Source organism: Megasphaera hexanoica (assembly GCF_043520715.1).
Lineage (GTDB): Bacteria > Bacillota > Negativicutes > Veillonellales > Megasphaeraceae > Megasphaera > Megasphaera hexanoica.
The window spans coordinates 1,401,658-1,410,897 of the sequence record NZ_CP171361.1; the positions used below are offsets into that span (position 1 = coordinate 1,401,658).

23 protein-coding genes are annotated in these 9,240 nt (G+C 43.9%); 21 read left to right on the plus strand and 2 right to left on the minus strand.

The window, feature by feature from the left end; genetic code table 11:
- Window positions 1-3: 3 nt before the first annotated feature.
- The 16 genes from ACGTIC_RS06925 (at window position 4) to ACGTIC_RS07000 (ending at window position 5,553) form a co-directional block, all read left to right on the plus strand.
- On the plus strand, window positions 4-912 hold the full coding sequence (locus ACGTIC_RS06925; protein WP_113856133.1) for a DNA cytosine methyltransferase: 909 nt from the start codon (window positions 4-6) through the stop codon (window positions 910-912).
- A 22-nt stretch (window positions 913-934) separates the two neighbouring features.
- Window positions 935-1,225 (plus strand): hypothetical protein, encoded by a 291-nt coding sequence (locus ACGTIC_RS06930; protein WP_113856132.1) that lies wholly within the window; start codon window positions 935-937, stop codon window positions 1,223-1,225.
- A 2-nt stretch (window positions 1,226-1,227) separates the two neighbouring features.
- Entirely contained in the window at window positions 1,228-1,566 is a 339-nt protein-coding gene (locus ACGTIC_RS06935; RefSeq protein WP_113856131.1) for a hypothetical protein, read from the plus strand.
- 17 nt (window positions 1,567-1,583) lie between these two features.
- Window positions 1,584-1,832, plus strand: a complete 249-nt coding sequence (locus ACGTIC_RS06940; protein ID WP_113856130.1) for a hypothetical protein — start codon at window positions 1,584-1,586, stop codon at window positions 1,830-1,832.
- Window positions 1,819-2,073: a hypothetical protein gene (locus tag ACGTIC_RS06945; RefSeq protein ID WP_113856129.1), complete on the plus strand. Its 255-nt coding sequence runs from the start codon at window positions 1,819-1,821 to the stop codon at window positions 2,071-2,073. The genes ACGTIC_RS06940 and ACGTIC_RS06945 overlap by 14 nt, the downstream gene beginning before the upstream one ends.
- A complete protein-coding gene (locus ACGTIC_RS06950) occupies window positions 2,063-2,329 on the plus strand; it encodes a hypothetical protein (RefSeq protein ID WP_113856128.1) in 267 nt (88 codons plus the stop codon). The genes ACGTIC_RS06945 and ACGTIC_RS06950 overlap by 11 nt, the downstream gene beginning before the upstream one ends.
- 67 nt (window positions 2,330-2,396) lie before the next feature.
- A complete protein-coding gene (locus tag ACGTIC_RS06955) occupies window positions 2,397-2,693 on the plus strand; it encodes a hypothetical protein (RefSeq protein ID WP_113856127.1) in 297 nt (98 codons plus the stop codon).
- Between the two features lies 1 nt (window position 2,694).
- Window positions 2,695-2,820, plus strand: coding sequence for a hypothetical protein (locus tag ACGTIC_RS06960; RefSeq protein WP_257536532.1), 126 nt, complete (start codon window positions 2,695-2,697; stop codon window positions 2,818-2,820).
- Window positions 2,821-2,886: 66 nt separating this feature from the next.
- Entirely contained in the window at window positions 2,887-3,135 is a 249-nt protein-coding gene (locus ACGTIC_RS06965; RefSeq protein WP_113856126.1) for a DUF6275 family protein, read from the plus strand.
- Between the two features lie 9 nt (window positions 3,136-3,144).
- Window positions 3,145-3,483, plus strand: a complete 339-nt coding sequence (locus ACGTIC_RS06970) for a hypothetical protein (protein ID WP_162816271.1) — start codon at window positions 3,145-3,147, stop codon at window positions 3,481-3,483.
- Window positions 3,480-3,719 (plus strand): hypothetical protein, encoded by a 240-nt coding sequence (locus tag ACGTIC_RS06975; protein WP_113856124.1) that lies wholly within the window; start codon window positions 3,480-3,482, stop codon window positions 3,717-3,719. The genes ACGTIC_RS06970 and ACGTIC_RS06975 overlap by 4 nt, the downstream gene beginning before the upstream one ends.
- A complete protein-coding gene (locus tag ACGTIC_RS06980) occupies window positions 3,712-4,194 on the plus strand; it encodes a DUF2829 domain-containing protein (RefSeq protein WP_113856123.1) in 483 nt (160 codons plus the stop codon). The genes ACGTIC_RS06975 and ACGTIC_RS06980 overlap by 8 nt, the downstream gene beginning before the upstream one ends.
- A gap of 58 nt (window positions 4,195-4,252) precedes the next feature.
- Window positions 4,253-4,561, plus strand: coding sequence for a hypothetical protein (locus ACGTIC_RS06985; protein WP_162816270.1), 309 nt, complete (start codon window positions 4,253-4,255; stop codon window positions 4,559-4,561).
- Between the two features lie 17 nt (window positions 4,562-4,578).
- Window positions 4,579-4,974, plus strand: coding sequence for a hypothetical protein (locus ACGTIC_RS06990; RefSeq protein ID WP_113856121.1), 396 nt, complete (start codon window positions 4,579-4,581; stop codon window positions 4,972-4,974).
- Between the two features lies 1 nt (window position 4,975).
- Window positions 4,976-5,362 carry a hypothetical protein gene (locus ACGTIC_RS06995; protein ID WP_113856120.1) on the plus strand — a complete coding sequence of 129 codons (387 nt, stop codon included), beginning with the start codon at window positions 4,976-4,978 and terminating at the stop codon, window positions 5,360-5,362.
- Window positions 5,359-5,553 carry a hypothetical protein gene (locus tag ACGTIC_RS07000; RefSeq protein WP_113856119.1) on the plus strand — a complete coding sequence of 65 codons (195 nt, stop codon included), beginning with the start codon at window positions 5,359-5,361 and terminating at the stop codon, window positions 5,551-5,553. The genes ACGTIC_RS06995 and ACGTIC_RS07000 overlap by 4 nt, the downstream gene beginning before the upstream one ends.
- Before the next feature lie 497 nt (window positions 5,554-6,050).
- Here the strand turns inward: ACGTIC_RS07000 and ACGTIC_RS07005 are convergent, their stop codons facing one another.
- Window positions 6,051-6,398, minus strand: a complete 348-nt coding sequence (locus tag ACGTIC_RS07005; RefSeq protein WP_113856117.1) for a hypothetical protein — start codon at window positions 6,396-6,398, stop codon at window positions 6,051-6,053.
- A 113-nt stretch (window positions 6,399-6,511) separates the two neighbouring features.
- The gene (locus ACGTIC_RS07010) at window positions 6,512-6,952 is read right to left on the minus strand and encodes a hypothetical protein (protein WP_113856116.1); all 441 of its coding nucleotides are present in this window, start codon (window positions 6,950-6,952) and stop codon (window positions 6,512-6,514) included.
- Between the two features lie 170 nt (window positions 6,953-7,122).
- On the opposite strand from ACGTIC_RS07010, the gene ACGTIC_RS07015 reads away from it, so the two are divergent.
- The 5 genes from ACGTIC_RS07015 (at window position 7,123) to ACGTIC_RS07035 (ending at window position 9,198) form a co-directional block, all read left to right on the plus strand.
- On the plus strand, window positions 7,123-7,320 hold the full coding sequence (locus ACGTIC_RS07015) for a hypothetical protein (RefSeq protein ID WP_113856115.1): 198 nt from the start codon (window positions 7,123-7,125) through the stop codon (window positions 7,318-7,320).
- An 89-nt stretch (window positions 7,321-7,409) separates the two neighbouring features.
- Complete coding sequence (locus ACGTIC_RS07020) at window positions 7,410-7,874, plus strand: hypothetical protein (protein WP_113856114.1); 465 nt, start codon at window positions 7,410-7,412, stop codon at window positions 7,872-7,874.
- Window positions 7,875-7,927: 53 nt separating this feature from the next.
- Entirely contained in the window at window positions 7,928-8,605 is a 678-nt protein-coding gene (locus ACGTIC_RS07025; protein WP_162816269.1) for a hypothetical protein, read from the plus strand.
- Complete coding sequence (locus tag ACGTIC_RS07030; protein WP_257536531.1) at window positions 8,592-8,768, plus strand: hypothetical protein; 177 nt, start codon at window positions 8,592-8,594, stop codon at window positions 8,766-8,768. Before ACGTIC_RS07025 ends, ACGTIC_RS07030 begins: the two co-directional genes overlap by 14 nt.
- A 91-nt stretch (window positions 8,769-8,859) precedes the next feature.
- Window positions 8,860-9,198, plus strand: a complete 339-nt coding sequence (locus ACGTIC_RS07035) for a hypothetical protein (RefSeq protein ID WP_113856112.1) — start codon at window positions 8,860-8,862, stop codon at window positions 9,196-9,198.
- The last annotated feature ends 42 nt before the right edge of the window (window positions 9,199-9,240 follow it).

Sequence of the window (9,240 nt, forward strand, 5' to 3'; positions counted from 1 at the left end):
TGATTGCTGAAAATATTAGAATTGTTCGGCGGAATCGGCAGCCCTAGAGTTGCATTGCGGAATTTAGGTATTCCCGTAAAAGCGATAGATTACGTAGAAATCGACGAAAAAGCAGTGCGCAGCTACAATGCCATATTCAATAGCGAACTTCCATATAAAACGCAGGACGTCCGCGGATGGAACTTAAAGCCTGATATCCTTATTCACGGTAGCCCCTGTCAGGACTTCTCTATTGCAGGGCGTCAAAAAGGGGCAGACCCAGGGAGTGGTACTCGATCGTCACTCATGTGGGAAACACTAAATATCGTTAAAAACATGGGATTGTGGCGGCCGAGAATTATAATCTGGGAAAATGTAAAGAATGTAAGAAGTCGCTACATGGTGCATAACCATGAGCGGTACATGGATGAGCTGAAAAATCTGGGCTACACAAGCAACTTTAGCATGTTGGATGCTAGAGACTTTAGCCTGCCGCAGGCTAGACAGCGAATATTTACTATATCGGTGTTGGGCGGTCAAGATTTTGACTTTGATACACTTGAACGAAAGCCTATGCAACCCATTTCCAACTATTTAGAAAACGGCCCGATAGACGACTTTTATACCGTCAAGGCGCCCAGTATGTTACGGGCAATCGGGAAAACGGGGACTGTGCGCCGCTTGCCGATTATCAAAGATTACTGCTACACAATCACGGAGCGACCAGACAGAACGCCGGGTAGTGGCTGTCTTCCCATAGGTAATGGCAAATACAGATACTTGACGGAAAGAGAATGTTGGAGGCTACAAGGATACAACGACGGAGATTTCGAAGCGGCCGCCGGTGTTAATTCTCGACGAGCACTGTATAAGCAGGCCGGTAACTCAATACCTGTACCAATTTTCGAAAGTATATTTAATGCATTGCTATAAAATACCATGGAGGTGACAACGAATGTATCAAGTACCAATTGACGATGATTTCCAGCAAATGATGGTATCGGCCTTACGGTATGCGTTAACACGTAATAGCTATATTGTAGGGCTGACAATCGAATACATAGAGTGGAAAATACCACTCATGGACAAGAAGTATCTGGCTATTATGAGCCGGGACATAGACGAAGAAATGAAGCTGTCCGATAGGCTGAGCAAAGACATAGACAAGCGCTGGATGAGTAAAGACATGGACAAGCGCTGGATACAACTGAAAGAAAAGATTGATGAAAGACTGAAGGAGGTATAAGCATGATATACGAAGTGCATAAACCGGAAGACGTGACGTTTGCTACGCAATATGACGGAAGCACGAGCAGTATTGCAATAATTATTTATATAGTATCCGCTAAATGCGGGTATGGAATATCTGTAACCGTTGGTGGCAAGAAAAGTCGCGCTGAATGCGAGCAGAAAGAAGGTAGCCTCACAATTAGAATCGCTGGTAAGGGGTGGTATGGTATTGATGTTGCTCAACTTCTGACGTTACATAGCGATGAGTATTTACTTGCCCGTCCAAAAGGCGAATTTACAATAGCCGGACCGAATGAATTTAACGCGGCGTACGACATCGACGACATCATTGATTAAATGGAGGATTAAGCGTAATGACGATAACAGAAGAACACATGTTTATGTGGCTGGCCGGACTGAAAAAAGCAGAATTTTGTGATTTGTATTGCGAAAGCGTCATTGAACACGGATGTTGTTACATCAACCGGGGGGAAATACAGCATATACACGTATGCCCGGCATGGGACAATAGAACGCGTACGTGCTTATTCAACTGGCTTGAAAATCTGGGCAGTTTCCAGGAATCGGCTAAAAGGCGAGGTGATACGTATGGACAAAACTAATCTCATCAACGCCATGCATGACGTGCTGTTGGGCTACGGCATTACAACATTGAGGACCTTAAAAGAGGTACAGGCCGGTCATAAAGATGATTTTGGTACAGCACTTGATTACGGGATATATTTCGGCGCGGAAAGAATGGCCGTTACAGTATTGGAGCACATTTACGGCCAGCAAGAGACGAGAAAGTTTTTAGACAAGATATATGAAGAAGCAAGGAGGCAGGTAGAAGATGAAGACTAAATACATTTGTGAGCAATGCGGCACTATGTATGATACAAAAGCAGAAGCCGTAGCGTGCGAAAATAAACATGGAAAACTAATTGAATTCCACGTCATGCCAGGAAAAGCGTATACACGTGACAAATTACGACCGAATGTGGTTTATGCAAAATTCCGCAATAAATTTGGCGAAGAGGAAGCCGCGCAATACCAGTTTATTTGCTACGAAGATGTGGATTTTGAGGTGACGAAACGAGAGCATGAAGTGGTTAGATGACCTTGCATAAAGCATGGATTAAAAGGGGAAAAATGCCGAATTTAGTACAATATAAGGAGAAAAAGACATGGGAAAAATCTGTACGGAGTGCATTCCAGAAATAAATTACACAGCGGAAGAAATGAGAGAATACACAAAAGCATCTGAAATAAGGTGTCTCATGAAAAAGATAAGAGACGCCGCGAGAGAAGGCGGTTACATGCTGAAGATAGAAGCTGAAGACATGACTAGCGAAAAAATGAAAAAGCTAGACGAATTGGGATATAAAGTTGTCGAAATAAATCCAAACGACTTTGTTTTAGACCGCATTGGCCAACTGGCAGTCAAAAGAAGTCCATACTACATCATCAGCTGGAGGGAGTAGCATGGAAGCATATAAAGAAGAACAGCTTTTGGCCCTTTTGGACGCAAAGAAAGACGGGGCCGGACACTGCAATATTGTCAATATGGCATGGAATTTGCTACGAGCAGATAAAGGGAGAAACAAATAGAGATGACAGGAAATTAGTCATTGTATCTTAGACCACTTAATAAAATTCACAGGAGGATGAATACAGATGCAGGAAAAAGCAAGAAAGATTGTAATGGATTATTTCAACGCTCATGCTGACAAAACCGATAAGAAGCAAATCACGATGGATGACGTATTTGTCGTCTGGTTCTGCAAAACACTGCAAAACTGGAAGTGCTTAGTCAGCACAAGTGTATCAGACGGCATGTACTATGAAGTCACACATAACGGCGACAAGGGCGAAACCTACGTTGACGTCTACAAAAAGTGGGAAAACATTTGTGTAAAAGACTGAGAGGTGTGCATGATGACGACAGAGTATGTCTGCGACAAGTGCGGGAAACATTGGCACTCGAAAGAAGAAGCCGTGCTATGTGAGAAATCACACACCAAAGTGACAGGCGTTGAAGTCCCTCCAGGTGGGTACGGAAACGGCGTTACAACAAGATTAACGAAATGGGATATTCCAAATGTCGTTTATGTCAAATTCAATTGGATGGGAGAACCGAAGCAAGCACGGTATGTCTTAACAGATAGCGATTATTTTCGGCCTGACGAATGGACTACCAGAGCAAAGAAAAACCGCGATCTATTTTTCTCCAAAGGTGACGAAATCGACACGGTTAAAGAAAACGACAAATGAGTAAAGACGATAAAATCAGGCTGTTAAACCTGCTAGAAGCCTTCCGTATACATATGTGTACTAAGGACCGCGCCATGGAGCATTGCGTCAGAGATGGCCAATGCCCTATGGCCTACCCGGCCCAGTTTACAGTAGAAGGCAACGAAATCCGCACGATCAATTATTGCATGATAGAAACCGTTAAATCAGAGATAAGCAAGAGTATGAACGAAAAAGGAGAGATAGAACATGGCTAAATACGTAAAAAAACCTGTTGTGATCGAAGCCTATCAGACAGACAAAGAAATGATTATCCATACATTAGAAGGCGATATGAAAGCCAGTGTCGGCGATTTCATCATCACGGGCGTAAACGGAGAGCAATATCCATGTAAACCGGATATTTTCAAGAAAACGTATAAACCTGTATGGCCGAGTGAAACTGATTTAGATTTTGGTGATGCACTGGTATACTTACGACAAGGCCTGAGATGCTCTCGGCGTGGATGGAATGGTAAGGGGCAGTACATCTATATGACAAACGGAAGCAATGTGACATGCCGCCACTTAAAAGAAAATACGCGCAAAATGATTATAAACTCTTTTGATAAAGACGATTCCGTGGAAATCATGCCGCATATTGACATGAAGAACGCTCAAAATCAGCTCATCATTGGCTGGGCACCGACTCAAACGGACATGCTGGCTAACGATTGGTATATAGTGTATTGATGACAAGAGGCCCCGGAACATGGCTGGCCCGGGGCCCATCATAAGGGATGGGGTATACATGATAAAGACAGCAAAAGAAGCAAGATTGTTGGCGAAAATGAATGGTTACAGGGAGGTAAAAAGGCTGTACCCGCAGTACATAGGAAGCATACAACAGGCGGCCAATAAAGGTAAATATGTTTTGGAAGTCCATGGGCCTTTTACCTGCCAAGAAGAAGAGGCGATAGAGTCCCTAAAAGAAAAAGGCTTTACAGTAACTAAGCATACAGACGTATACGATGATATTTGTTGTGAAGATGTGTATTACAGAATCAGCTGGAAAGAACATAAAAGCCCGTGGCAACGCATAAAAGAATGGTTTTGTTAAATAGGACGTGATAAATAATGGATTACATCATAAACCCGTGGTGGTTCTATCTAGTAAGTGTGTTAAATACGCTACATTTTATGGCTGTTATCGGTGCTGGGTTGTCTATAATCGCGTGCGTAGTGGCATATGCTTTTCATTGTGACCATGTACGCGACTACGGTCCTGATAATTGGTACACCAACAAAGTGATAAATACAGTGAAGAAGCTATGCATCGTATTTTTTGTGTGTGTAACATTGATTATTATAGTCCCGACGGACGCAACGATGAATAAAATGATGATTGCTAATGTACTGACAACAGAAAACATCAAGAACGGTACGGATTTTACGCAAGACCAGATAGGTAAGCTGGTTGACAAAATAACGGATGCAGCTATAAGAGTGAAAGAAGCAGACAGGGGGCGATAGAATGGGAGAAATCTGTATCATATGCGGCAAAGATACGGGAGCAAAGTGGAAGATATGCGATGACTGTATAGACCGGTTAAACGAGAAAATACACCATCCCGAGCCGGGTATATGCCCGATATGTGGTAAAAAAGTGGTACACAATGGGAAGAAGAACAACAGTAAATACTGCTCCCCGGATTGCTACAACATCAGCATAAAAGTCAATCAAAAAATATGGCACATAGAGCACCGGAAGCACCTGCCACAAGACATTGTGCCCCGACAGACGCCAAAAAAGAGGACAGTAAAGAGGAAATCACGGCTTGACGAAAACGCTTTAAAAGCCCGGGAAATGGGCCTCTCATACGGTATATACATGGCCAGAGTAAGGAGTGGTAACGCATGAATTACTACAAACCAGGGGAGTGCAAAGTACACTATATGACCCCGGAAGAGCTGGAAGCGGACCGGAAGCGCAGGGAAGAAGAACGGCAAAAGCACCCATGGCGATATAAAGGGAATACACCCATTTCGGACTATAAATCTTACTTATCAGAGCAGAAATTTCGGAACGCCACCGGAAAGAAACGGAAGTGATGCTATGAATCAACGAACTCCACCAGATTTAACGACGCGGCTTGTGGAATTTATGTTTTACCGGCAGAAGGAAATAGAGCGCGCAATCAGACAGGCAAGAGAAAGCACGCGATCCGGACACAGCGGAGGCAGTTGCGGACATGCATTTGTATCTGACCCGACAGCCATTGAAGGCATTCGACTTGCCACGGAACTAAAGCAAGTCACACTGTACGACGGGGTAGTTGTCCGGAATCCTGAGCGGTGGATGAGAGTAGTACGGGGCGTGTATGACAAACTAGATGACTTAGAAAAGCGCGTCATACGCCGGAAGTACAGCAACGAAGACTACAAGACAACGATGACAGAGTTAAACATTGATACAAACACGTACTATCACATAGTCAACCGGGCACGGATACTATCAAAGATGGCGGCGTGTCAGCTAGGATTAATAAAAGTGATAGAGTAAAAAAAAGGCGACTCATTACGAGCCGTCCTTTTTTATTCAAATTTTCTCATAATCCCAGGCTTTCTACAAGTGCCAGCCTTTGGCCGGCTGTCAGTCCCTCTATTTTCTTAGACAGTTGCTTCCGGTCGTCGGGAGTCCCCGTAGCTGCATCCAGCACGTCGAGATGCAGACCGCGGATTTTTCGGCGATCAATAACAGCACCGGCCAGAACTTCACCTACGATTGCCAATTCAGTCTCCGTCAATTCCGGCGGGGTATCAAGTTCAAGCATAATCTTGTACCGTTCTACAATTTCTCCTAAACGCCGGGAAAAACCGCTTGTGCGGCGGCTATCACCTTTTGTTTCTTCTGCAAGTCGTTCGAGCGGTTCGCTCATGTAAATTGTTCTTTTCATTCTATAGCCTCCTTATAAAAATGGCGGCCATTTCTGACCGCCCATCTATTACCATTCACGGATTTCATCTTTGTATTTTTCCACCCAGGGGCCTTGCGCCCCCCGTACAACCGCTATTTAGCAATTTTATGGATTAAGACGTTGCGGCGATTGATTAATTCATCTCGCTGAGCTTTGACCGCATAATACCGCGGCTTTTCGCTTTCGCCGTCGTCTTCAACTTTGAAATTCCTGATGATTTCATACATCTTTGTGCCCAGGTCTTCGATTTCGTCATCAAGGTAGTTGATTTGGTCGCGAATGGATTCACGATATGCCAAATCTTTCATGTAATTCAGAATCGTTGCTACTTCTGAATCGCTATTGCCCTGAATGGCAAGCAACATCCTTAAAACACCGTAATGTTCTTTGAACAGCATGTAATAGAAATCTGCATCTTCTGAACCAGGTTCTTTCCATTTACAATAGCAGTGCTTCACAGAATCAATTTCACTCAAGATTTTTTTCTGCAATTCTTCCGCGTCGATGATGTATGCGCTCTTTAACATTGTCATAATGTTTTCCTCCTTTGTGTAACACTGTTTTTCTTGTTGTCTAAACTATATCACATGTTACTAGGTGTTGTCAACACTAAAATTAATTATTTTTTTAAAAATAAATAATGTCATTGACATTTTATAAAATGTGTAATAGTATATAATCAATAGATGGGAGTGATGTAAAAATGACAAGAGAACAATTTCAGAAGATGTGGAAAAAATGGCTTATCGATGTAGACAAGTCAGAAGCAGAAATCGCCCGCGAAAACGGTATGTTTCAGCAGAATCTTAATGCAAAAATCAAAAACGGATCTATGAAATATGTAGAGCTTAGCGAGATTGTAGAGAAGTGTGGATATACTATAGAAATCCGTAAAAAATAATCAAAAATAGTATTGACATATTACACTACATGCAGTACAATATAATCAGAAAGAGGGCGGGAAGCCCAAATAGAAAGGAGACAAAAAACATGAAGCTGTATCACGGGAGCTATGATAAATTATCTATGACAGTCCGGGCCGGTAACATGTTCAACGGCATGTTCTTTTCAGATGAAAAAGAAAGCGCGTTTGGTCCCGGAGCTGAACCGCGCTATTATTACAGCGTAGACATTAGCGACGATAAAATTGCAGACGTTAACGAACTTGCATATGAAGATTCTTCCGTGGGAGCAGCTCGTGAACTGTGGGGCGACGATGCCGACGTCATGCTTGACATCGTTTGCGACGAGATCGTTCCGTGGGAAGCAGACGAAGAACAGAGAGAAGTTATAAATCGCCTGTTTCCGGGATTAGAAGAGTGGGAAATGTCGTATGAACTCCAGCGACAGGCAAGCCTGCTGGCTGAAAAAATGGGATATAAAGCAGTATCCCTACATGACGAACACGGAACGTCTTATATCGTCTGCCCTGGCGCTATAATGAAAGAAGAATAATCATGAGTAAAGTAAGAAAAAATATCGTTGGAAAGCGCTACGGAAGACTTGTAGTGACGAAAGAGCTTGGCAACGGGTACGTCGTCTGTCACTGCGATTGTGGCAACGACAAGAGAGTTAGAAAATGGTTACTCATGCAAGGAGGTATCCATTCCTGCGGATGTCTGCGCAGGGAGACAGTGCCAGGCCACGGAGATATTAAATCACTGTCAAAAGACGGGACGAATCTGAGCATACTTACTAGCAAGAATATACGAAGTAGCAACACTTCTGGCGTTCGCGGCGTGCACTGGGATAAAACCCGCTCAAAGTGGGTGGGCGGCATCAAAGTCAAAGGCGTCGAAAAGAAAAAACGCTTCGATACGCTCGAAGAAGCGATAGAGTATCGGAAGATGCTGGAAGAACTGTATATCGAGCCACTCGTCGAAAAAGCCCCGCCCCAGAAGAAACGGTCGTGTATTCCCGACAAAGAGCTGAGAGATGCCAGGGAAAAAGCGTGTGTAACGCGCCAAACCGTGCATGATCGGACGGGGGTATCCATCGTCTCACTTCAGCAGTGGGAAAATGGCTGGCAACATCCTACGGCTGTAGTACGCGACCTCTTGCTGTACTGGTATCGTGCCGGGTGCCAGGCTTTGCCAGTGATAGGAGTAGCAGACGATAAGCCCGATGGCGATTACTTGATACGTCTCGAACAATTTAAAAAGGAGAATGAAAATGCTGGACAGTAGAAAAAAAGCCAATAAAAAATGGCTCGCAAAAAACTACGAGTCAATCACTATCAGAGTCCCCAAGGGGACCAAAGAGCAGATTAAGACCTGGGCTGAAATGGCTGGTCTAAGTATGGCCGCATATATTCAGGAGGCATGCAAAGAAAAGGCAGAAAAATCTTAAAAAAGCCTTGACAAGTTGTACTACTTGCAGTACAATATAATCAGAAAGAGGGACGAGGAAGTCCCGGGGAAAGCCGAAAGGAGAGGTTGATATGAAGACGACGGCAGTAGAAAAAATATCGGGGACAAAGGAATTTAGAAAAATAGGCAATCGGGCGGAAAGTACTAGATTCTTCGGTCCGGAATACGAACTTGCCTCCTGCACAAGGCAGGAAGCAGAAAAATTGTATAATTCCGGAGACATCTTCTTCTGGTCGGAAACAGAAGAAGACATTTACCCAGATGGATGGAACTGCTCATTCATCTGGGGTACAGAACGGGCCGAGACGATAGTCTTGTATGACCCGTTCGACGGAAGCCGTACCGTGTATACGGCGAAGCCCTTCGGGGAAGAAACTTCCCGGGCGGTACGCTTCTGGAAGGAAGCATAAGTGAAAAGGTCGGTACATAACGTATCGGCCTTATTTTTTTAC

What these genes read in the sequence shown, in the direction of transcription:
- ACGTIC_RS07035 (WP_113856112.1), top strand. Translation starts at nt 8,860, where the DNA reads ATGAAGACGACGGCAGTAGAAAAAATATCGGGGACAAAGGAATTTAGA.
- ACGTIC_RS06975 (WP_113856124.1), top strand. Translation starts at nt 3,480, where the DNA reads ATGAGTAAAGACGATAAAATCAGGCTGTTAAACCTGCTAGAAGCCTTC.
- ACGTIC_RS06940 (WP_113856130.1), top strand. Translation starts at nt 1,584, where the DNA reads ATGACGATAACAGAAGAACACATGTTTATGTGGCTGGCCGGACTGAAA.
- ACGTIC_RS07030 (WP_257536531.1), top strand. Translation starts at nt 8,592, where the DNA reads ATGCTGGACAGTAGAAAAAAAGCCAATAAAAAATGGCTCGCAAAAAAC.
- ACGTIC_RS06990 (WP_113856121.1), top strand. Translation starts at nt 4,579, where the DNA reads ATGGATTACATCATAAACCCGTGGTGGTTCTATCTAGTAAGTGTGTTA.
- ACGTIC_RS07015 (WP_113856115.1), top strand. Translation starts at nt 7,123, where the DNA reads ATGACAAGAGAACAATTTCAGAAGATGTGGAAAAAATGGCTTATCGAT.
- ACGTIC_RS06980 (WP_113856123.1), top strand. Translation starts at nt 3,712, where the DNA reads ATGGCTAAATACGTAAAAAAACCTGTTGTGATCGAAGCCTATCAGACA.
- ACGTIC_RS06945 (WP_113856129.1), top strand. Translation starts at nt 1,819, where the DNA reads ATGGACAAAACTAATCTCATCAACGCCATGCATGACGTGCTGTTGGGC.
- ACGTIC_RS06965 (WP_113856126.1), top strand. Translation starts at nt 2,887, where the DNA reads ATGCAGGAAAAAGCAAGAAAGATTGTAATGGATTATTTCAACGCTCAT.
- ACGTIC_RS06935 (WP_113856131.1), top strand. Translation starts at nt 1,228, where the DNA reads ATGATATACGAAGTGCATAAACCGGAAGACGTGACGTTTGCTACGCAA.
- ACGTIC_RS07010 (WP_113856116.1), bottom strand. Translation starts at nt 6,952, where the DNA reads ATGACAATGTTAAAGAGCGCATACATCATCGACGCGGAAGAATTGCAG.
- ACGTIC_RS07005 (WP_113856117.1), bottom strand. Translation starts at nt 6,398, where the DNA reads ATGAAAAGAACAATTTACATGAGCGAACCGCTCGAACGACTTGCAGAA.
- ACGTIC_RS06985 (WP_162816270.1), top strand. Translation starts at nt 4,253, where the DNA reads ATGATAAAGACAGCAAAAGAAGCAAGATTGTTGGCGAAAATGAATGGT.
- ACGTIC_RS06955 (WP_113856127.1), top strand. Translation starts at nt 2,397, where the DNA reads ATGGGAAAAATCTGTACGGAGTGCATTCCAGAAATAAATTACACAGCG.
- ACGTIC_RS06930 (WP_113856132.1), top strand. Translation starts at nt 935, where the DNA reads ATGTATCAAGTACCAATTGACGATGATTTCCAGCAAATGATGGTATCG.
- ACGTIC_RS06960 (WP_257536532.1), top strand. Translation starts at nt 2,695, where the DNA reads ATGGAAGCATATAAAGAAGAACAGCTTTTGGCCCTTTTGGACGCAAAG.
- ACGTIC_RS07020 (WP_113856114.1), top strand. Translation starts at nt 7,410, where the DNA reads ATGAAGCTGTATCACGGGAGCTATGATAAATTATCTATGACAGTCCGG.
- ACGTIC_RS06950 (WP_113856128.1), top strand. Translation starts at nt 2,063, where the DNA reads ATGAAGACTAAATACATTTGTGAGCAATGCGGCACTATGTATGATACA.
- ACGTIC_RS06970 (WP_162816271.1), top strand. Translation starts at nt 3,145, where the DNA reads ATGATGACGACAGAGTATGTCTGCGACAAGTGCGGGAAACATTGGCAC.
- ACGTIC_RS06995 (WP_113856120.1), top strand. Translation starts at nt 4,976, where the DNA reads ATGGGAGAAATCTGTATCATATGCGGCAAAGATACGGGAGCAAAGTGG.
- ACGTIC_RS07000 (WP_113856119.1), top strand. Translation starts at nt 5,359, where the DNA reads ATGAATTACTACAAACCAGGGGAGTGCAAAGTACACTATATGACCCCG.